The 370-nt window shown below is 65.1% G+C and carries 1 protein-coding gene; it reads right to left on the reverse strand.

Annotated elements, in window-relative coordinates; translation table 11 throughout:
* On the reverse strand, positions 1 to 309 hold a 309-nt coding region (locus PQR02_RS40860; RefSeq protein WP_408243459.1), incomplete at its 3' end, for a contractile injection system protein, VgrG/Pvc8 family.
* Between the last annotated feature and the right edge of the window lie 61 nt (positions 310 to 370).

Below are 370 nucleotides of genomic sequence, written 5' to 3' on the forward strand. Positions count from 1 at the left end.
TTGCGCCGTGAACACCGTCTCGACGGTGTACTGCCGGTTCAGTCCGCCCTGGTTCGTCACCGTGTCGTTGCAGACGATCCCGATCTTCGTCGAGGTGACCAGATATTCGCCGTTGCCCGGCGCGAGCGGATAGCCTTCGAGATGAAACGTATAGCCGGTCATCAGCCCGCGCAGGTTTCCTTTTCCCCTGGCGCGCAGACTCTTCGCGCGGTGCGCTTCGAGCCGCACGCGCGCCAGGTGTTCGCCCTCGAAGCGGACCTCGTTCGGATCCGCCGACAGCCCCATCGCCCCAGCCGTATTCTTCGGCATTGTCGTTGGCCCGCTCGCGGTGGTCGGTGGCGGTGGTGGCGAGCTTCGCCAGTGACTGCGT

This window comes from Paraburkholderia sediminicola, from assembly GCF_046026895.1.
Classification (GTDB): Bacteria; Pseudomonadota; Gammaproteobacteria; order Burkholderiales; family Burkholderiaceae; genus Paraburkholderia; species Paraburkholderia sediminicola_C.